Consider the following 19,018-nt stretch of genomic DNA (forward strand, 5'->3'; position numbering starts at 1 on the left):
CGGCGGGCACCCGTTTCAGCGGGGAATTCACCCGCCGCCCCGGCCGTCGCCTGGTGCCTCGCCGAGTGCCTCGACGAGAGCGCGCAGCCGCCGGGCGTCGTCGAGGGCCTGCTGCCTGGCGATACCGGGCTGGATGCCCATGACCGCCAGGGTGGTGCCGTCGGCGAGGTCCAGATGGACCCAGGCGTCGCCGGGCCGCAGCCGTACCGCGAGCACCTCCGCCCAGGCCAGCCGCCTTTTCACGGTCAGGTTGACCACGGTGAGGCCGTCGGCCTCGGCGACCGCCTTGGGGCGGCTCAGCAGCGTCAGCAGGGCCATGGCCAGCACCCCGACGACCACCATGGTGACCCGGTCGCCGGTGGTCCACGGGGACGCGCCCTCGTGCGGCATCACCACGGCCAGCGTGCTGAGCACGGCGAGCAGCAGCGTCCCCATGGTGAGCAGCACCACACGGGTGAGCAGCGGTCGGAAGGTGACCGGCAGCCGCGCGACGGCGGCCAGGGCTCGGTCGTCGTCGGCGGGGTTCACAGCCGGGCGGCGTGGATGCCGGTGGTGAGGATGGCCCGGGCGCCCAGCTCGTACAGCTCGTCCATGATGCGCTGGGCGTCGCTGGTGGGGACCATGGCGCGGACCGCGACCCAGCCCTCGTGGTGCAGCGGGGAGACGGTCGGCGACTCCAGGCCGGGGGTCAGGGCGACGGCCTGGTCGACGTGCTCGGCGCGGATGTCGTAGTCCATCATCACGTAGCGCCTGGCGACCAGGACGCCCTGGAGGCGGCGCAGGAACTTCTGCACTTCGGGGTCGTCGGTGGAGGCGCCGGTGGGGCGGACGACGACCGCCTCGGAGGCCATGATCGGCTCGCCGAAGGTCTCCAGGCCCGCGTTGCGCAGCGAGGTGCCGGTCTCCACCACGTCGGCGATGACCTGGGCCACGCCGAGCTGGATGGCGGTCTCGACGGCGCCGTCGAGGTGGACGACGGTGGCGGCCACACCGTGGTCGGCGAGGTGCTTCTCGACGACGCCTTCGTAGGACGTCGCCACCGTCATGCCGGCGAGGTCGGCGACGCCCTGCGCGGTGCCGGGCCTGGCGGCGTAGTGGAAGGTGGAGCGGGCGAAGCCGAGCTGCAGGATCTCCTCGGCGCCGGCCGCGGAGTCCAGCAGCAGGTCGCGCCCGGTGATGCCGATGTCGAGGCGGCCGGAGCTGACGTAGATGGCGATGTCGCGGGGGCGCAGGTAGAAGAACTCCACGTCGTTGGCGCTGTCGAAGAGCACCAGCTCCTTGGACTCCTTGCGCTGCCGGTATCCGGCCTCATGGAGCATGGCCGCCGCGGGTCCGGACAGTGAGCCCTTGTTCGGGACGGCGATGCGCAGCATGGGGTCGGGTTCCTTCGCTGTGGGGCGGGTTCGTGGGGTTCCGGGCGCGGGCGTACGGCCCGTGCACGCGGTGCGCGGGCCGTACGGCTCACAGGTGGGCGTAGACGTCGTCCAGGGAGATGCCGCGGGCGACCATCATCACCTGAACGTGGTACAGCAGTTGGGAGATCTCCTCGGCGGTGGCGTCGGCGCCTTCGTACTCGGCTGCCATCCACACCTCGGCGGCCTCCTCGACCACCTTCTTGCCGATCGCATGCACGCCCTTGCCGACCAGCTCGGCGGTGCGTGACGTGCTGGGGTCGCCGGTGGCGGCCTTGTGCTGCAGCTCGGTGAAGAGCTGCTCGAATGTCTTGTTGGCCATGGTGGTCCTAGCCTACGGGGAACCGCCCGCCGTTCAGCGCCACGGTTCGGATAGTGAGCGGATCACCGCCGCGGTCGCCACCGCCGCGGTGACCGCCTCGTGCCCCTTGTCCTCGTTCGACCCGGGAAGTCCGGCCCGGTCCAGCGCCTGCTCCTCGGTGTCGCAGGTGAGCACGCCGAAGCCGACGGGGACACCGCTGTCCACGCTGACCTGCGTCAGGCCCGCGGTGACGCCGTGCGAGACGTACTCGAAGTGCGGGGTGCCGCCGCGGATGATCACCCCGAGTGCCACCACCGCGTCGTAGCCGCGGCCCGCCACCGCCCGGGCGACGACCGGCAGTTCGAAGCTGCCGGGCACCCGCAGCAGGGTCGGCTCCTCGATCCCGAGGTCGTGCAGGGCGCGCATCGCCCCGTCCACGAGGCCGTCCATCACCTGGTCGTGCCACTGGGCCGCGATCACCGCGACCCGCAGGTCGCCGCAGTTCTTGACCGTCAGCTCGGGGGCGCCCTTACCGCTCACTTCTCTCCTCGGTGCTCAGTGCCTGTGCTGCCGCCGGCGGTGCCGACGGCCGAGTGGGTGCGGCCCGCGGTCTCCAGCCAGGGCAGGTCGTGGCCCATCCGGTCGCGCTTGGTCCGCAGGTACCGCAGATTGTGCTCCCCGGCGCCGACCGGCATCGGCTCCCGGCCGAGCACGTCGAGGCCGTGCCTGACCAGCGCGCCGGTCTTCGCGGGGTTGTTGGTGATCAGCCGCAGCGAACGCACCCCGAGGTCGGTGAGGATCTGCGCGGCCACCCCGTAGTCGCGGGCGTCGGCGGGCAGGCCCAGTTCGAGGTTGGCGTCCAGGGTGTCCCGGCCGCGCTCCTGCAGTTCGTACGCCCGCAGCTTGGGCAGCAGCCCGATGCCGCGGCCCTCGTGGCCGCGCAGGTAGAGCACCACCCCGCGGCCCTCCTCGGCGACCCGGCGCAGCGCGCCCTGCAGCTGCGGGCCGCAGTCGCAGCGCTGCGAGCCGAAGACGTCGCCGGTCAGGCACTCCGAGTGCACCCGCACCAGCACGTCGGTGCCGTCACCGACGTCGCCGGCGACCAGCGCGATGTGCTCGACGCCGTCGGCGGTGCTGCGGTAGCCGTAGGCGCGGAAGTCGCCGAAGGCGGTGGGCAGCGTGGTCGCCGCCTCCCGGCGGACGGTGGGCTCCGCCGAGCGGCGGTAGGCGATCAGGTCCTCGATGGAGATGATGGCCAGGCCGTGCTTGCGCGCGAAGGGCACCAGCTCGGGCAGCCGTGCCATCGTGCCGTCCTCGCGGGCGATCTCCACGATGGCCGCGGCGGGCCGCAGCCCCGCCAGCCTGGCCAGGTCCACGCCCGCCTCGGTGTGCCCGGCGCGCACCAGCACCCCGCCGGTCCTGGCCCGCAGCGGGAAGACGTGCCCGGGGCGTACGAAGTCGGCGGCCACCGACGTCGGCTCGGCCAGCAGCCGGATGGTGGCGGCCCGGTCGGCCGCGGAGATCCCGGTGGTCACCCCGTGCGCGGCACCGGCGTCCACCGACACGGTGAAGGCGGTGCGCATCGACTCGGTGTTGGTGTCCACCATCTGCGGCAGGTCGAGCCGGTCGACGTCCGGCGGCTCCAGGGGGACGCAGATCAGCCCGCGGCACTCCGTCATCATGAAGGCCACGATCTCCGGGGTGATCTTCTCCGCGGCGACCACCAGGTCGCCCTCGTTCTCCCGGTTCTCGTCGTCGACGACCACGATCGGGCGCCCCGCGGCGATCTCGGCGATGGCCCGCTCCACCGGGTCGAGCCCGAGGTCGGCCTCGTCGTACCAGTCGTCCTGCAGTGCGGTCACGGCACTCATGCCGTCACTCCTTCCGCGGCGGTGGTGCTCGGCTTCGCCTGGGACTGCCGGTCCGCGGCCGGTACGGCCCTGCGGGTCTGCTGCCACCAGGCGTACATCCCGGCGATCACCAGGACGAAGTAGACGATGTAGACCAGGCCGGAGAACGGCAGGCCGCTGTGGAAGTTCAGCGGCACCCCGACCAGGTCGACGGCGAGCCAGGCGAACCAGAACTCCACCCAGCCGCGGGCCTGCGCGTACATCGCGGCCAGCGTGCCGACGAAGATGTACGCGTCCGGCCACGGGTTCCAGGACAGCTTCGGGTAGGCCAGGAAGAGCGAGGCGACCGCGACGGTGCCGACCGCGGTGGCCGCCACCAGCACCGCGCGCTCGCGCCAGGTGGCGAACCTGATGGCCAGTTGCCCGCCGCCGTCCCGGCCGCGACGCCACCGGTACCACCCCCACACCGCGACGGTGATGACCACGAACTGCTTGCCGACGCCGCCGCCGAGGTGTGCCGACCAGAAGGCCGCCACCAGCACGACTCCGGAGAGCAGCTGGACCGGCCAGGTCAGCATCGCCCGCCGCCAGCCCAGCGCGAGGGCGCCCAGGCCCAGCAGGTTGCCGATCATGTCGGACCAGATGACGTGCTGGTCGAAGGCCGTGAAGGCCTCGCTGTCCAGCCAGTGCAGTGCGCTGCTCATCGCGGGTCCCCCAGGGTGCCGCCGGGCAGGCCCGGCGTCATCATGCGCTCGACGTATTTGGCGATGACGTCGACTTCGAGGTTCACCGGGTCGCCGGGCTGCTTGATGCCCAGCGTGGTCAGCGCGAGGGTGGTCGGGATGAGGCTGACGGTGAAGTGGTCGGCCGCCGCGTCCACGACGGTCAGGCTGATGCCGTCGACGGTGATCGAGCCCTTCTCCACCACGTAGCGGCTCAGCTCGGCGGGCAGCGAGACCTTCACGATCTCCCAGTGCTCGGCCGGGATCCGCTCGAGCACCGTGCCGGTACCGTCCACATGACCCTGCACCAGATGCCCGCCGAGCCGCCCGCCGAGCGCCATCGGGCGCTCCAGGTTGACCCGCGAGCCGGGCCGCAGCGCGCCCAGGCTGGACCGCTTCAGCGTCTCGGCCATCACGTCGGCGGTGAAGGTGCCGCCGCCGTGCTCGACCACGGTCAGGCACACGCCGTTCACCGCGATCGAGTCGCCGTGCTTGGCGCCCTCGGTCACGACCGGGCCCCGTACGGTGAAGCGGGAGGCCTCGTTCTGGTCCTCGACCGCGGTGATCTCACCCAGTTCTTCGACGATTCCGGTGAACACGTCACTTCTCCTGTGCGGCAGTGGGGACGGCGGGACTGGCGGGTACGGCGGGACCGTCCGGGCCGGCGGGTACGGCGGTGATGCGCAGGTCGGGCCCGAGGCGGGCGATGTCGGTCACGTCGAGCCGCAACGCCTGCGCGATGGTGCTGATTCCTGCGTCGCCGAGGGCGGTGGGGCCGGCGCCGAGCAGCGCCGGGGCCAGGTAGCCGAGGACCGCGTCCACGGCTCCCGCCTTCACGAACGCGCCGGCGAGAGTCGGGCCGCCCTCCAGGAGGACCGAGCGGACGCCGCGGGCGTGCAGTTCGGCCAGCAGCGCCGGAACGTCCAGGCCGCGGGGGGCGGTAGCGGCCGGGGCGCTACCGGCCGCGGTGGTCGTGGGCTCGGCGGGACCGGCCGCGGTGGTCAGGGGCTCGGTCGGCCCGGCTGCCGCGTACGGGAGGCGTACGACGTCCACACCCGGCAGGTGGGCCGTGTCGGCGTCCTTGGACACCGCGACCAGGGTCGGCGCCGCCCCGTCCAGGACGCGGGCCTTCGTGGTGATCCGTGCCCGGGAGTCCACCACCACCCGCAGGGGCTGGACCGCGCCCTCGATGCCGCGCACCGCGAGATGCGGGTCGTCGGCCAGCAGCGTGCCCGAGCCGACCACCACGGCGTCCGCCTCCGCGCGCAGCCGGTGCACGTCCGCGCGGGACTGCGGCGACGTGATCCAGCGGCTGGTCCCGTCGGCGGCCGCGATCCGGCCGTCCAGTGTGGCCGCGTACTTCCAGCGCACGAACGGGCGCCCCTGTCGCACCGAGGTCAGCCATGCGACGTTGACCGCCTCGGCCTCGGCCGCCAGTACCCCGCCCTCGACGTCGACGCCCGCCGCCCGCAGCGTCGCCGCGCCGCCGGACGCGGCCGCGCTCGGGTCCGACACCGCGTGCACCACCCGCGCCACCCCGGCCTCGATCAGCGCCTGGGCGCACGGGCCGGTCCTGCCGGTGTGGTTGCACGGCTCCAGCGTGACCACGGCGGTGCCGCCGCGGGCCGCCTCGCCGGCCGCGCGCAGCGCGTGCACCTCGGCGTGCGGGCCGCCGGCCTTGCGGTGCCAGCCCTCGCCCACGACGGCGCCCGCCGTGTCGAGGATCACACAGCCGACGACGGGGTTGGGGGCGGTGGCGCCGAGCGCGCGAGCCGAGAGCGCGACGGCTCGGCGCATCGCATCGATCTCTGTGGTGGTGGCCACCGGGTCCTCCTGCCGCATCGGGCACGGACTCCGGGGCGAGCGGACGTCTGCACATCCGGTGACGCACCGCGGTCACGCGGGCCTGAGCGGCCCGCCACAAGGCGGCGCACCGGTGTGAACGCCCGCCGCGCACTGCCTCCCATCCGGACTTTCACCGTCGGTCCAGGAATTTCACCTGGTCAACCGGCCGCTGGTTGCGGACGGGTCGCGGACTATAACCGCCGGTTCGGAATTACACCGACCCCGGAGTGCGCAAACGTCACTGGTACGGGGTCCAGTCTGCCACGGGTTCCATGCTGGGCTCCAGGGGGTTCGGGTTTTGGCTGTTGGCCGGGTGGGTGTTTTTGCCCGCCCGCCCCACCCGTGCGGGTGGTTGGTCGGGTGCGGGTGCCGGTGGTGGGTGGGTCGGTGCCGCTTCGGGGGCACCGACCATCGCTCCCGCGCCGCCAGGCGCGGGCAAACCCCGCACGGGCGTGCACTCGCCGACGGTGGTGCAGGGGTCACGCCGAAGGCGGGAAGAGGGCCTGTTGGGCGGAGTCCATCGCCGTGATGACGGCGCCGCGGAGGATGGGGCCGGTGGGGACGGCGGTGGGGCGGACGTCGGTGCGCAGAGGGGAGAGGCGGGCGAGGGTCGCCGAGACCCGGTCCGCGAGGTCCTGGCCTCCGGCGGAGCCGACCTCGCCGGCCAGGACGACCTGGCCGGGGTCGAGCACGGCGCAGACGGCGGCGGCGCCGAGGGCGATGCGTGCGGCGAGTTCGGAGCGGAAGGCGGGGGTGCCGGCCCGGACGGCGGCGGCGGCTGCGGCCGCGTCGGAGCCGGGGACGGGCAGACCGTGCGCGCGGGCCAGCTCGCAGACGGCCCGGCTGCCGGCGAGGCCGTGGAAGCCGTCGTCGCAGTTCGTGGAGCTGGGGATGCGTCCTGAGTGGGAGAGGGGGAGGAAGCCGACCTCGCCGGCGCCGCCGGAATTGCCGCGCCGCAGGCGGCCGTCGAGGACGAGGGCGGCGCCGACGCCGCCGCCGATCCAGAGCAGGACGAAGGTGTCGCCCTCGGCGGCCCCGCGCACCCGCTGCTCGGCGACGGCGGCGAGATTGACCTCGTTCTCCAGCAGGACGGGGACGCCGAGCCGGCTGCGTACCTCGTCGACGAGGTCGCCGTGCCAGGTGGGCAGCTCGCCGGTGACGGTGAGCCGGCCGGTGACCGGGTTGATCAGGCCGGGGGCGCCGCAGGCGACGGTGTGCAGGGGGGTGCCGCCGGCGGCGCCGAGGAGGAGGGCGATGCCGTCCTCGATGGTGCGGGCGGGGTCGGCGTCGGCGGGGACCGCCAGTTCGGCTCGGGACAGGGTGCGGCCGAGGAGGTCGGCGATCTCGACGCCGATACTGTCGATGCGGACGTCGAGCCCGGCGACGTGCGCGCGGTCGGCGACGATGCCGTAGACCCGGGCGTTGGGGCCGCGCCTGGCGGCGCCCGACTCGCCGACGACCTCGATCAGGCCGGAGTCCTGGAGGCGTTCGACGAGGTCGGCGACGCTGGGCCGGGACATGCCGGTCAGTTCCTTCAACTGCGCGGCGGTGAGCGGCCCTTCCTCCTGGAGCAGCCGCAGGGCGAGCCGGTCGTTGATGGCCCTGGCCGTACGCGGGGAGGCGTTCCTGCCGGGTTGCGCGCGGGTGGCGGTCATGCGGGCGATCCTTCCAGACCGGTGGCCGTTGATGGCTAACTTTCAGGCAGGCTTCCTGATAGTTTACGGCTCATGAGTGCTCCAGACGTCGGGTGGTCGCCCGCCAAGGTCCGTACGGCCCATGTGGCCATCGCCACCGTCTTCGCCGTGCACGGCGCGGTGTCGGGCACGTTCGCCACCCGGATTCCGTGGATCAAGGACCATCTCGGGCTCAGCGCGGGCGCCCTGGGGCTCGCGCTGGTGTGCCCCGCGGTGGGCTCGATGCTGACGATGCCGCTGGCCGGGCGGCTGATGCACCGGCTCGGGTCGCGGACCGCGCTGCGGCTGCTGCTCGGGATGTGGTGCGCGGCGCTGGCGCTGCCCGCCCTGTCGCCGGGGCTGCCGTGGCTGTGCGTGGCGCTGCTGGTCTTCGGCGGCAGCGCGGGTATGGCGGACGTGGTGATGAACGCCGTCGGGGTGGCCGTCGAGGAGCACAAGGGCAAGTCGATCATGTCCGGGCTGCATGGGATGTGGAGCGTGGGCACCCTGGCGGGAGCCGCGATCGGCGTGCCGGCCGCGCACGCCGGGCTCGACGGCCGGGTCCATCTGGGCGTGATGGCCGGCGCGCTGGTGCTGACCGGCTTCCTGGTGTGCGCCAAGGTGCCCGATCTGCATCCGGCGCCCGAAGAGGACGCGCCGCCGAGGTTCGCGCTGCCGCCGCGTACGGCGCTGGTGATCGGGGCGATCGGCTTCTGCGGGGTCTTCGCCGAGGGCGGCACCGCCGACTGGTGCGCGGTCTACCTGCGGGACATCGCCAACGCCTCCCCCGCGGTGGCGGCCCTCGCGTACACGGCCTTCTCCTGCACGATGGCGACGGCCCGGCTGCTGGGCGACTTCGCCGTACGCCGGCTGGGCGCGGTCACCGCGGTCAGGGTCGGCGGAATGATCGCCACCACGGGCGGGCTGCTGGTGGTGCTGGCGCACGCGCCGGTCCCGGCGATCGCCGGCTTCGCGCTGATCGGAGTGGGTATATCCGTGGTGGTGCCGCTGTGCTTCGCGGCGGCCGGGCGCAGCGGGCAGAATCCGAGCCAGGCCATCGCCGGTGTCGCCACCGTCACGTACACCTCGGGTCTGGTGGCTCCCGCGGCGATCGGCGGGATCGCCGGTGCCAGTTCGCTGACCGCGTCCTTCGCCCTGGTCACCGTGCTGACGCTGGGTCTGGTGGTGGGGGCCGGGGTCCTCAGGCCGGCCTCCGCGAAGGTGGCGGGCCCGCCCGCGCCGGCCCCCGTGGCCGCCGACTGAGCCCGCCGGGCGGCGGGCGACCCCGACCGGAGTGGGAGCCGGTCCGGTGTCACCCGCCGCCCGGCGCCCCCGTTTCGCGCAGGTGGGTGGGGGCGACCAGGCGCAGTGCGTGGTAGCCGGCCAGAACCAGGATGGTGCCGAGCGCGATACCGGTCAGCGAGAAGGTGTCGGTGATCCGCAGGGTGACGTCGCCGATGCCCGCCACGACGCCGCCGGCGATCGGGACCAGGTTGAGCGGGTTGCCGAGGTCGACGGAGTTCTCCACCCAGATCCTGGCGCCGAGCAGGCCGATCATGCCGTAGAGGATGACGGTGATGCCGCCGAGCACCCCGCCGGGGATCGCCGCGATGACGGCGCCGAACTTGGGGCACAGGCCGAAGAGGATCGCGAAGGCGGCGGCCGCCCAGTAGGCGGCGGTGGAGTAGATCCGCGTCGCGGCCATCACGCCGATGTTCTCGGCGTAGGTGGTGGTGGCGGGGCCGCCGAGCGCGGTGGCCAGTACGGTCGTGCCGCCGTCGGCGGCGATCGCGGTGCCGAGCACCGCGTCGAGCCGGTCGCCGGTCATCTCCCCCACCGCCTTGACGTGTCCGGCGTTCTCCGCGATGAGCACGATCACCACCGGCAGCGCGACCAGGACGGCGGACCCGTCGAAGGCGGGTGCGTGGGTGCTGGGCCAGCCGAACCAGGGGGCGCCGCCGACCTCGTGCAGGTCGAGCCGCCAGTGGCCGCCGGTGTGCCCGGTGGGGGTGTCCTTCACGCCGATGCGGCCGAAGACGCGGTCGAAGAGCCAGGAGACCGCGTAGCCGAACAGCAGCCCGAGGAAGATCGCGATCCGGCCCCAGAAGCCGCGCAGCGCCACCAGGGCGAAGCCGGTGAAGAGCAGGGTGAGCAGCGCCGTCCACTGGTCCTGCGGCCAGTAGGTCTTGGCGGCCACCGGGGCGAGGTTGAAGCCGATCAGCAGCACCACGGCGCCGGTGACCGCGGGCGGCAGGACCGCGTGCACGACGCGCGGGCCGAGCGCCTTGACGGCCAGGCCGCAGCCGAGGAGCACCGCGCCGACCACCAGCAGCGCCCCGGTGAGGGTGGCGCTGTCGCCCCCCTGGGCGCGGATGCTGCCGGCCACGCCGACGAAGGCCAGGCTGCTGCCCAGGTAGCTGGGCACCCGCCCGCCGGTGACCAGCAGGAAGAGCGCGGTGGCGACGCCGGACATCAGGACGGCGAGGTTCGGGTCGAGGCCCATCAGGACCGGGGCGACGAAGGTGGCGCCGAACATCGCGACCACGTGCTGGGCGCCGAGTCCCAGCGTGCGGCCCCAGCTGAGCCGCTCGTCGGGACGTACCACCGCCCCCGGCGCCGGGCTACGGCCGTCGCCGTGCACTGTCCAGCCCACTCCGCGCACCATGTGCCCCGCTCCTCGCCGCCCGTCGACCCGTGGGGTCTCAACGTAGGCGGCGTGGCCGGGCGGCCGGGTCGCGCGCGCCCGGCGGGTCACGCGGTCGGCGCAGGGTTGCGGTTTGCCGCGGGAATGGCCACATCGCGGCAGGTCAGAGGAAGAGTTCGGCGGACGCGCACGGGGGAATCGCGCCCGCCGAACCGAGAACCACGTTACCGGCGCGTCCCACCCCTCGGGGAGCCCGCAACGGGCAATTCATTCCGCGGGATTACGCCATGGCACACGCGCGCCGCCACCTCGCGCCCCTGGAAGGGGAGTCGACCGTCGCGCGCGCCGCGTTCAACCGACCGACAGGTCCTGCAGGCCGACCACCCGCAGGAGTTGCAGTCGCTCGTAGGCGTCGGTGCCGGGGCGGGCGGTGTAGACGATCAGCCGCTGGTCGTGCCCGGAGCTGAGCAGCACCTCGCAGTCCAGCTCCATGTCCCCCACGACCGGATGCCTGATGCGCTTGGTGTCCGAGCGCCGCACCGCGACCTCGTGCTCGCTCCACAGCCGGGCGAACAGCTCGCTGGCCGCCCGCAGTTCGGCGACCAGGCCGGCGGCCCGCGGGTCGTCGGGGCGGGCGGCGAGCACCGCGCGCAGGTTCGCGACCTGGCTGCGGGCCTGTGTCTCCCGGTCCTCGGGCGGGAAGATGTCCATCGCGGCGGGCTCGGTGAAGGCCCGGCGGGCGATGTTGCGCATCTCGGGGGCGCGTGCGGAGACGTCGCCGAGCAGGGCGGAGGCCATCGCGTTCTGCGCCAGGACGTCGCCGAGGTCGCTGACCACCTGGGCGGGCGTGTCGTGCAGCCGGTCCAGCACCAGCAGCAGACCGGGGCGTATGTGCCCGCTGCCGCCGGTCTCGCGTGGCGGTTCCTCGCCCGCCAGGTGGAAGAGGTGGTCCCGCTCGTCGGCGGTCAGCCGCAGCGCGCGGGCCAGCGCGGCGAGCATCTGCCGGGACGGGCGCGGGCCGCGGGCCTGCTCCAGGCGGGTGTAGTAGTCCACGGACATGCCCGCGAGCTGGGCCACCTCCTCGCGGCGCAGCCCGGGGGTGCGGCGCCGGGCGCCGCTGCCCAGGCCCACGTCGGCGGGGCTGAGCCGGTCGCGGCGGCGGCGCAGGAAGTCGGCGAGTTCTGTTCGGTCCACCTCTCCAGCATGCGTCCGGTGCGGCCGACTATCCAGGGCGTGCCACTCCCCCTGTCGGGGCCTCTCCGGCCGGCCGCCCGCGGCGTGCCGCGTGGTGCGCGGGCGCCGGGTGCGCAGACTGGGGCACATGATGACGGATGTGGGCGGTGTGCTCGGCCGGATGCGGGGGGTGGCGGCGGGGCTGCCGCACGGCGACGGGGTCGCGGTCTTCAACCGGGTCTACGTCTCGGTGACCGAGGAGGTGCGGCGGCGGATGGCCGACGGGCACTTCGCGGACCGGGCGGTGGCCGGCGAGCTGGCCGTACGGTTCGCGGGACGCTATCTCGCCGCGGTGGAGGACGACGCGGCGGGCCGCAGGCCTCCGGCGTGCTGGCGGCCGCTGCTGCGGCTGCGCGCCCACCCGGGCATCCGGCCGCTGCAGTTCGCGGTCGCCGGCATCAACGCGCACGTGGGCCACGACCTGGCGCTGGCCGTGGTGGACACCTGCCGGGCGACGGGTCGCGAACTGGCCGATTTGGAGGCGGACTTCGACCGGGTCGGCGAAGCGCTGACCTCGATCGAGGTGGAGGTGCGGGAGCTGCTGATGCCGGGCCCGGACCTGCTGGAGGCGGCCGACCCGCTGACCCATCTGGTCGGTTCGTGGTCGCTGGCCAGGGCCAGGGACGCCGCCTGGGCGGCGTCCCGGCTGCTGTGGGCGCTGCGCGGCACCGACGACGCCTACGACGAGTGCGTGCGCCGCCTCGACGCGGGCGTCGGCCTGGTCGGCCGGCTGCTGCTGACGCCGGTGGGGTGTCAGTCCACCCCTTGACCTGGTCGGCCTTCCTGCTCGCACCCTCCGCGGACGCCCTCGTCCCTCGGCCGCCCACTGCGGGAGCTCGGGCGTCAGTCCACCCCATGACCTGGTCGGCCTTCCTGCTCGCACCCTCCGCGGACGCCCTCGTCCCTCGGCCGCCCACTGCGGGAGCTCGGGCGTCAGTCCTCGGGCAGCAGCACCGGGGCGATCTCGTCGTAGCGGTCGCCGGGTCCCGGGTTGAGCGGGTCGGTGCCGCCGCCGAGGTGGTGCATGACGCCCCACACGGCGTTCAGCGCGGTCTGCACCGCGCCCTCCGCCCACCCGGCGGTCCAGGAGATGTCGTCGCCGGCGAGGAAGAGGCCGCGCCGGTCGGCGGGCAGCGCGTCCTGCATGAAGTGGGTGAACAGCCGCCGCTGGTAGCGGTAGTGGCCGGGCAGGTTGGCCTTGAAGGCGCCCATGAACCAGGGCTCGTTCTCCCAGGACACGGTCACCGGGTTGCCGATGACGTGCTTCCTGATGTCGACGCCCGGATAGATCTCGCCGAGCGACTTGAGCATGACCTCCATCCGCTCGTGCGCGCTCAGCGGCAGCCACTTCAGGCTGTCGTCGCACCAGGTGTAGGACAGGCAGATCGCGGCGGGCCTGCCGGGTCCGTCGTCCAGCAGGTACGTGCCGCGGGTCATCCGGTCGGTGAGGGTCATCGACATCGTGTCGCGGCCGGTGCGCGGGTCCACGTCGAGCCAGAACGGCCGGTCGACGGGCACGAAGAGCTTGCTGGACTCCATGTAGTGGGTGCGCTCCATCGCCGTCCAGTGGTCGATGGGGAAGAGCGCGTCGTCGCAGGCGATCTTTGACAGCAGCAGCCAGGACTGGGCGGTGAAGACGGCCGCCTTGTAAGAGCGGATGTCGCCGGTGGCGTCGGTGACGGTGATCCGGTTGCCCGCGGTGCGGTGCAGGCCGGTGACGGCCGGGCGCGGGTCGCCGCCGTGCAGCGAGGCCAGCGAGGTGCCGCGCGGCCAGTGCACGGCCTTGTCGGGAGCCATTTCCCACAGCCGCTGCGGGAGCTGCTGGCTGCCGCCGACGATGCCGCGGTGGTCGTCGTCGGCTCCGGTGTAGACGACCCGCAGGATCTCCAGGATGGAGTTGGGGAAGTCGGTGTCCCAGCCGCCGGTGCCGAAGCCGACCTGCCCGAATATCTCGCGGTGCCGGAAGGACCGGAAGGCCGGCGAGTCGCACAGGAAGCCGTAGAAGGTCTGGTTGTCGAGCTTCTCGACCAGCTGCGACCAGATCGCCCGGATGGCGGGCACGTCGCGCTCGCGCAGCGCGCGCTGCATGGCGGAGAAGTCGGCCCCGTCCTCCAGGCAGGCGTTCCAGGCGTGCATGACCTGGTGGTAGACCTCGGGCAGGTCGTCCACGGAGGTGGCGTAGTGCGACTCGCCCTTGAGGTCGACCACCGTCGAGGGGGTGCAGGGCGCCAGCGGGTTCGGGAAGGGCCTGGTGGTCAGGCCGACCAGGTCCACGTAGTGCTGGAAGGCGGTGGAGGACGGCGGGAAGCGCATGGCGCCCAGTTCCGCGGTCAGCGCCGGATCGCACCCGTCGAAGCCGACGGTACGCAGTCGGCCGCCGATCCGGTCGGCCTCGTAGACGACCGGGCGCAGGCCCATCCTGAGCAGTTCGTACGCGGTCACGATGCCGGACAGGCCGCCGCCGATCACCGCGACCTCGGTGCCGTGCTCGGTGGGCGGCACCGCACCGAGCCCGGCGGGGTGGGCCAGGTAGTCGTCGTAGGGGTAGGGGAAGTCGGGGCCGAACATGGTGATGGGCGGTTCGCTCTGCGCCTCGATGTGCTGCTCGTCGTGGACGGCGGTGGGCACGGACGTCATGGGCGGGGGCTCCTGGCGAGGGTGCGGTAGAGGTCGGGGCGGCGGTCGGTCAGATACGGGGTGTCGGCCCGCGCGGCGTCGGCCAGCGCCGGGTCGACGTCGGCGACCAGCAGTTCGGGCGCGGCTCCGGCCCTGGCTCGGACCTCGCCGTCGGGCCCCGCCAGGCAGCTGAGCCCGGCGAAGTCGTATGCGCCTTCGGGGCCGCAGCGGTTGGCGTAGGCGATGTGCAGGCCGTTCTCGTACGCCCTCGCCGGTACGAGCACCCGCGGCACGAACTCGTAGGGCCGCATCAGCGCGGTGGGCACCGCGAGCAGGTCGGTGCCGGCCAGCGCGTGGGCGCGCACCGTCTCGGGGAATTCGACGTCGTAGCAGATGAGCAGCCCGATCCTGAGGCCGTCGAGGTCGGCCTGGACGACGGGCTGCCCGCCGGGGGTGAAGGTGGCGCGCTCCTGGTCGCCGTACAGGTGCGTCTTGCGGTAGGCGGCGAGCACCGCGCCGTCGGGGCCGATCAGCCGCGCCGTGTTGTGGACGCCGTCGCCGTCGCGCTCGGGCACGCCGTAGACGACGGCGAGGCGGTGCTCGGCGGCGATCTCGCCGACCCGCCGGGCGGTCTGCTCGCCCTCCCACGCCTGCGCCCGCGGGCCGAGCAGGTAGCCGGTCAGCGACAGCTCGGGCGTGATCAGCAGCCGGGCGCCGAGGCTCGCCGCCTGTGCGGCGGACGCCGCCAGGGCGCCGAAACCGGGCCGGCACCCTTGGGCGATGGCGATCCGCAAGTGTTTCTCCTGGTCAGGGGGGTGGGTGTGGCTCCCCTCGACGCTAATTGCTCGGGCCCGCGTGCGGTAGCCGCGAACATTGCGCCTACCGGCGCGATTCGTTGCGTCTTTTCCCCGCCTGGCGTCGATCCGTTGCGCGCGAGGCGCCCGGGCCCCTCCGGGGGAGGGTCGGGCGCCGTAGGGGGGGTGCGGTCAGCGTTCGGGACGGCCGCCGCGGGTGGGGTCGTCCATGCCGGGAAGGGTGTCGCTCGGCCCTTCCATGTCGGCCTCGATCCGCTCCTTGCGGACCCGTCCGTGCACCTTCTTCTGTTCGACGTGCTCCTCGACGCGCATCCGGACCCGCTCCTTGGCGACGACCTCGGTCTCCACCACGGGACTCTCCTCGTGCAGCGTCACGAAGCGGTCGGCCTCGCTGATCTCCGCTCCGGAGCGCATCGCGTCGCGGTCGGCGGCGCTGAGCGGCTCGCGTTCGAGCTTGACCTCCTCGTGCCGCAGCGGCACCGACTGCTCGACCTCCTCGACCTCGACGTACTTGTGCAGCCGGGCCTTTCCCGCGGCGTGGCGTTCGACCCTGACGCGCATCTCCTCCTCGGAGCGGGTCAGCGACTCGCCCTCGGCCTCGATGCCGCCCGCGCCCAGGCGTTCCGCGGCGCCGCTGCGGCCGGCCGCGTAGCCGGCGCCCGAGCCGGCTCCGGCGGACGCGGCGGCGGTCTTGTCCATGCCGCCGGTGTCCGCGTCGCGCTCCCGGCTCGTGTCGCTGCCGATGTCGCCGTCGGACTTCGTGGCCCGCGCCGTGCCGGCGCCGGCCGCAGCCCCGGCCGCGCCCGCCGCACCCGCGGTCTTGTCCGCCGACATGCCCTGGCCGCCGGTCCGCTCGATGCCGTAGTAGCGGTAGAGGTGCTGCTCCTCCTCGACCGACAGGTGGCCGCCGGAGTCGACGTCCACGTTCGGAGCGCCCTTGATCTTCTCCTTCGGGTAGGGCACCTCCAGGTGGTCCTGGACCAGCCGCGCGGAACGGGTGGGCACGAAGGTCTCGTTACTGCCGAAGAACCCGGTCTTGACCGTCACCCACTCCGGGTTTCCGGACTTGTCGTCCAGGTACATGTGCTTGGCGTCGCCGACCTTCTTGCCTTCGGCGTCATGGACCGGATGGCCCACCACCTGGGGTATCTGTTCGCGCGTGATCATGTCGCCTCCTCGGGGCTGCCGTGACCTGGGAACGGTCAATGAACGGATTACCCGGGAGGTTCCGGCAAAACCCGGAAAGACGGACAAATTGCGCAAATCGCCACGCGCTACGGTAAAACCGCAGGTCGGATCAGCCGGGACTGCCCGCCCCGTAGCGGCGCAGCAGCGGCGAGAGCACCAGCACCGACTTCGTACGGGTCACGAACGGCTCCCCCGCGATGCGCTCCAGCACCTGCTCGAAGTGCCGCACGTCGGCGGCGAAGACCTGCACCACCGCGTCCGCCTCGCCGGTCACCGTCGAGGCGGACGCCACCTCGGGGTAGCGGGACAGGCCGCGCCTGATGTCGGCCGGGGAGGTGTTGTGGCGGCAGTACAGCTCCACCAGGGCCTCGGTCTGCCAGCCGAGCGCGGCCGGGTCGACCCGTACGGTGAAGCCGGTGATCGCGCCCGCCGCCAGCAGCCGGTCGACCCGGCGTTTGACGGCAGGCGCGGACAGGCCCACCTCGGCGCCGACGTCGGCGTAGGAGCGGCGGGCGTCGACAGCGAGGGCGTGGACGATGCGTTCGTCGAGTTCGTTCAGCGGCACGAGCCCCGACGCTACGGCAGCTACTGCCAGCTGGCGTGCAGGGGCTTGCCCTCGGCGTATCCCGCGGCGCTCTGGATGCCGACGATCGCGTTGCGCTCGAACTCGGCGAGCGACCCGGCCCCCGCGTAGGTGCACGAGCTGCGCACGCCGGCGATGATCGAGTCGATCAGGTCCTCCACCCCCGGCCGGGACGGGTCCAGGAACATCCGCGACGTCGAGATGCCCTCCTCGAACAGGGCCTTGCGGGCCCGGTCGTACGCCGACTCCTCGCTGGTGCGGTTGCGGACCGCGCGGGCCGAGGCCATCCCGAAGGACTCCTTGTACAGCCGCCCGTCGGCGGCCTGCTGCAGGTCACCGGGCGATTCGTACGTACCGGCGAACCACGAGCCGATCATGACGTTGGACGCGCCGGCCGCCAGGGCCATCGCCACGTCCCGCGGGTGCCGCACCCCGCCGTCCGCCCACACGTGCTTGCCGTACTTGCGGGCCTCGGCGGCGCACTCGAGCACCGCGGAGAACTGCGGGCGGCCCACTCCGGTCATCATCCGGGTGGTGCACATCGCACCGGGTCCCACGCCGACCTTGACGATGTCCGCGCCCGCCTCGATCAGGTCGCGTACGCCCTCGGCCGCCACCACGTTGCCCGCCACCAGCGGTACCGAAGGGGCGAGCGAGCGGACCGCGCGGACCGCGGCGATCATCGACTCCTGGTGGCCGTGCGCGGTGTCCACCACCAGAGTGTCCACGCCGGCCTTGAGCAGCTCGGCGGCCTTGCCCGCCACGTCGCCGTTGATGCCGACCGCCGCGGCGATCCGCAGCCGGCCCTCGGCGTCGACGGCCGGCTCGTAGAGCGTGGCGCGCAGCGCGGCCGTACGGGTGAGGATGCCGGCGAGCCGCCCGTCCGCGTCGACCGCGGGGGCGAGCTTGCGGTGCGCGTCGACCAGCCGGTTGAAGGCGTCCCGCGGGTCGATGTCGGCGGACAGCAGCAGCAGGTCGGTGGACATCACCTCGGACAGCTGGGTGAAGCGGTCCACACCGGTCAGGTCGGACTCGGTGACCACGCCGACCGGGCGGCCGTCCTCGACCACCACACCGGCGCCGTGCGCCCGCTTGGGCAGCAGCGACAGCGCGTCGGCCACGGTCTGTCCCGGGGCCAGAGTGATCGGGGTGTCGAGCACCAGATGGCGCTGCTTGACATAGCCGACGACATCGGCGACGACGTCGATCGGGATGTCCTGCGGGATGACGACCAGGCCGCCGCGGCGGGCCACGGTCTCGGCCATCCGGCGGCCGGCGATGGCGGTCATGTTGGCGACCACCAGCGGAATGGTGGTGCCCGTCCCGTCGGGCGACCTGAGGTCCACCCCCTGGCGGGAGCCCACCGCGCTGCGGCCGGGCACCATGAAAACGTCGTCGTACGTCAGGTCGTACGGAGGCCGAACATCGTTGAGAAATTTCACGGGGGAGCTCCCACCTGCGGCTTTGCCCTGCTGGCGAGCCGAAGTCAGCACGGAACCAGCACGGTGGCGCTGGCCAGCACCTCGTCCATCACGCGCTTCAGCTTCTCGCCCGAGCCCGGGGTCAGGTGACCATAGATGTCCGCGGTTATCTGAATTGTAGAGTGGCCCAGCCAACGGGAGACCTTCAGGAGGGACACCCCGCCCGCGATGGCGTTCGAGGCGAAGACGTGTCGGACGTGAGGTGTCCATGACTCGTCGCGATAGCCCGACCTTCTCGACGACCGCACTGAAGTCGCTCCGGAGGTTCGAGTCGGTCACCTTCCCGCCGGCCTTCGCGTGCAGGAGGTCCATCCTCGGCGCCGACGCCGGCCGTGGTCTTACGGCCCAGGCGGGTGTGTACGCCACCTGGGGGCGGCTCGGCGAAAGAGAGCGGGTACGTGAGGCGCGGCACGGGGGAGAACCGGCGGGCCGGCGTCGCCGGTCGGCCTCTTGCGGGGCTTCTGTGACGCGTGCCAGGCTGAGTCCCCGGTGCTGCGCAGGGATGCCACCTGGGCGGCCCGGTAAATCCCTGCATCCCCCCATCTGCGTGTGTGAGCGCTAACAAAAGCCCCTCACGTTGAGCACACCCAGGGAGAAACTCGTGGATCGCAAACGCAGAAGACCGCACCTCAGAACGTGGCTGATCGGCCTGGTC

General features: G+C 73.0%; 18 protein-coding genes and 1 riboswitch. Of the genes, 2 read left to right on the forward strand and 16 right to left on the reverse strand.

The annotated features are described in order from the left end of the window. Positions 1 to 27 precede the first annotated feature (27 nt). From BUE44_RS31335 to BUE44_RS31375, 9 genes are all read right to left on the reverse strand, one after another. Complete coding sequence (locus BUE44_RS31335; RefSeq protein WP_407640079.1) at positions 28 to 528, reverse strand: PH domain-containing protein; 501 nt, start codon at positions 526 to 528, stop codon at positions 28 to 30. Beyond that, a complete protein-coding gene (hisG, locus tag BUE44_RS31340; RefSeq protein WP_073502403.1) occupies positions 525 to 1,373 on the reverse strand; it encodes an ATP phosphoribosyltransferase in 849 nt (282 codons plus the stop codon). The genes BUE44_RS31335 and hisG overlap by 4 nt, the downstream gene beginning before the upstream one ends. Positions 1,374 to 1,461: 88 nt before the next feature. Beyond that, positions 1,462 to 1,734 carry a phosphoribosyl-ATP diphosphatase gene (locus BUE44_RS31345; RefSeq protein ID WP_073502404.1) on the reverse strand — a complete coding sequence of 91 codons (273 nt, stop codon included), beginning with the start codon at positions 1,732 to 1,734 and terminating at the stop codon, positions 1,462 to 1,464. A gap of 33 nt (positions 1,735 to 1,767) precedes the next feature. Continuing rightward, a complete protein-coding gene (ribH, locus tag BUE44_RS31350) occupies positions 1,768 to 2,253 on the reverse strand; it encodes a 6,7-dimethyl-8-ribityllumazine synthase (RefSeq protein ID WP_073502405.1) in 486 nt (161 codons plus the stop codon). Next, the gene (locus tag BUE44_RS31355; protein WP_073502406.1) at positions 2,250 to 3,584 is read right to left on the reverse strand and encodes a bifunctional 3,4-dihydroxy-2-butanone-4-phosphate synthase/GTP cyclohydrolase II; all 1,335 of its coding nucleotides are present in this window, start codon (positions 3,582 to 3,584) and stop codon (positions 2,250 to 2,252) included. Before BUE44_RS31355 ends, ribH begins: the two co-directional genes overlap by 4 nt. After that, on the reverse strand, positions 3,581 to 4,267 hold the full coding sequence (locus BUE44_RS31360) for a nicotinamide mononucleotide transporter family protein (RefSeq protein ID WP_073502407.1): 687 nt from the start codon (positions 4,265 to 4,267) through the stop codon (positions 3,581 to 3,583). Before BUE44_RS31360 ends, BUE44_RS31355 begins: the two co-directional genes overlap by 4 nt. Further along, positions 4,264 to 4,884 carry a riboflavin synthase gene (locus BUE44_RS31365; RefSeq protein ID WP_073502408.1) on the reverse strand — a complete coding sequence of 207 codons (621 nt, stop codon included), beginning with the start codon at positions 4,882 to 4,884 and terminating at the stop codon, positions 4,264 to 4,266. The genes BUE44_RS31360 and BUE44_RS31365 overlap by 4 nt, the downstream gene beginning before the upstream one ends. Position 4,885: 1 nt before the next feature. Next, on the reverse strand, positions 4,886 to 6,127 hold the full coding sequence (ribD, locus tag BUE44_RS31370; protein WP_407640080.1) for a bifunctional diaminohydroxyphosphoribosylaminopyrimidine deaminase/5-amino-6-(5-phosphoribosylamino)uracil reductase RibD: 1,242 nt from the start codon (positions 6,125 to 6,127) through the stop codon (positions 4,886 to 4,888). A 107-nt stretch (positions 6,128 to 6,234) separates the two neighbouring features. Continuing rightward, a riboswitch (FMN riboswitch) is annotated at positions 6,235 to 6,365 on the reverse strand. Positions 6,366 to 6,609: 244 nt separating this feature from the next. Next, entirely contained in the window at positions 6,610 to 7,785 is a 1,176-nt protein-coding gene (locus BUE44_RS31375) for an ROK family transcriptional regulator (RefSeq protein WP_073502409.1), read from the reverse strand. A gap of 72 nt (positions 7,786 to 7,857) precedes the next feature. On the opposite strand from BUE44_RS31375, the gene BUE44_RS31380 reads away from it, so the two are divergent. Beyond that, the gene (locus tag BUE44_RS31380) at positions 7,858 to 9,066 is read left to right on the forward strand and encodes an MFS transporter (protein ID WP_073502410.1); all 1,209 of its coding nucleotides are present in this window, start codon (positions 7,858 to 7,860) and stop codon (positions 9,064 to 9,066) included. A gap of 49 nt (positions 9,067 to 9,115) precedes the next feature. Here BUE44_RS31380 and BUE44_RS31385 read toward each other — a convergent pair whose 3' ends face one another. Further along, the gene (locus BUE44_RS31385) at positions 9,116 to 10,468 is read right to left on the reverse strand and encodes a uracil-xanthine permease family protein (RefSeq protein WP_073502411.1); all 1,353 of its coding nucleotides are present in this window, start codon (positions 10,466 to 10,468) and stop codon (positions 9,116 to 9,118) included. 330 nt (positions 10,469 to 10,798) lie between these two features. Continuing rightward, the gene (locus BUE44_RS31390) at positions 10,799 to 11,641 is read right to left on the reverse strand and encodes a helix-turn-helix transcriptional regulator (RefSeq protein ID WP_073502412.1); all 843 of its coding nucleotides are present in this window, start codon (positions 11,639 to 11,641) and stop codon (positions 10,799 to 10,801) included. Between the two features lie 127 nt (positions 11,642 to 11,768). On the opposite strand from BUE44_RS31390, the gene BUE44_RS31395 reads away from it, so the two are divergent. Continuing rightward, complete coding sequence (locus tag BUE44_RS31395) at positions 11,769 to 12,449, forward strand: DUF5995 family protein (RefSeq protein ID WP_073502413.1); 681 nt, start codon at positions 11,769 to 11,771, stop codon at positions 12,447 to 12,449. Positions 12,450 to 12,613: 164 nt separating this feature from the next. Here the strand turns inward: BUE44_RS31395 and BUE44_RS31400 are convergent, their stop codons facing one another. From BUE44_RS31400 to BUE44_RS31420, 5 genes are all read right to left on the reverse strand, one after another. Further along, the gene (locus BUE44_RS31400) at positions 12,614 to 14,317 is read right to left on the reverse strand and encodes a flavin monoamine oxidase family protein (RefSeq protein WP_073502414.1); all 1,704 of its coding nucleotides are present in this window, start codon (positions 14,315 to 14,317) and stop codon (positions 12,614 to 12,616) included. Next, positions 14,314 to 15,090 (reverse strand): carbon-nitrogen hydrolase family protein, encoded by a 777-nt coding sequence (locus tag BUE44_RS31405; protein ID WP_073502415.1) that lies wholly within the window; start codon positions 15,088 to 15,090, stop codon positions 14,314 to 14,316. Before BUE44_RS31405 ends, BUE44_RS31400 begins: the two co-directional genes overlap by 4 nt. A gap of 192 nt (positions 15,091 to 15,282) precedes the next feature. Beyond that, positions 15,283 to 16,278, reverse strand: a complete 996-nt coding sequence (locus BUE44_RS31410) for a PRC and DUF2382 domain-containing protein (RefSeq protein ID WP_073502416.1) — start codon at positions 16,276 to 16,278, stop codon at positions 15,283 to 15,285. A 130-nt stretch (positions 16,279 to 16,408) separates the two neighbouring features. Next, positions 16,409 to 16,864: an Lrp/AsnC family transcriptional regulator gene (locus BUE44_RS31415; RefSeq protein ID WP_073502417.1), complete on the reverse strand. Its 456-nt coding sequence runs from the start codon at positions 16,862 to 16,864 to the stop codon at positions 16,409 to 16,411. A gap of 20 nt (positions 16,865 to 16,884) precedes the next feature. Further along, the gene (locus BUE44_RS31420; RefSeq protein ID WP_073502418.1) at positions 16,885 to 18,324 is read right to left on the reverse strand and encodes a GuaB1 family IMP dehydrogenase-related protein; all 1,440 of its coding nucleotides are present in this window, start codon (positions 18,322 to 18,324) and stop codon (positions 16,885 to 16,887) included. Between the last annotated feature and the right edge of the window lie 694 nt (positions 18,325 to 19,018).

This window comes from Actinacidiphila paucisporea (assembly GCF_900142575.1).
Lineage (GTDB): Bacteria > Actinomycetota > Actinomycetes > Streptomycetales > Streptomycetaceae > Actinacidiphila > Actinacidiphila paucisporea.